This window comes from Paraburkholderia sp. J63 (assembly GCF_905220245.1).
Taxonomy (GTDB): Bacteria; Pseudomonadota; Gammaproteobacteria; order Burkholderiales; family Burkholderiaceae; genus Paraburkholderia.
Window position 1 is genome coordinate 1 of record NZ_CAJMZF010000193.1, and the last position, 373, is coordinate 373.

Annotated in this window: 1 protein-coding gene; it reads left to right on the forward strand. The window is 62.2% G+C overall.

Annotated elements, in window-relative coordinates; genetic code table 11:
- The coding region (locus U5775_RS39130; RefSeq protein WP_322063462.1) for a DUF3138 family protein at positions 1–373 on the forward strand (373 nt) is incomplete at both ends.

The window sequence follows — 373 nt, forward strand, 5'->3', positions numbered from 1 at the left end:
CCACGGCAGCCCCAATGGTGGCGGCCGCGCCCGCCGTCGATGTCTCGTCGCCCGACTACGGCAAGCAGCCTGCCCAGCTGACCAACGACGAAGTCGACCAGATGAAGCAGCAGATCGCGAGCCAGCAGATGAAGGTCGATTCGCTCAGCGACGCGGCCACGACGGGCCCCATCGCGGGCCTTTCGATCACGGGCTATATCGACCCGACCTACATCTACAACCGCGCTCCGGGTACCTCGTCGTTCCTTTTCGCGAACCACGAAAGTTCGTACAACTACTTTAACAGCACGTTCGGCGATCTCTACCTCGACATCAAGAAGACCTTCGGCGTCGGGCCGATGGCGCCGTCCGCCGAAATCACGCTCATGCCCAA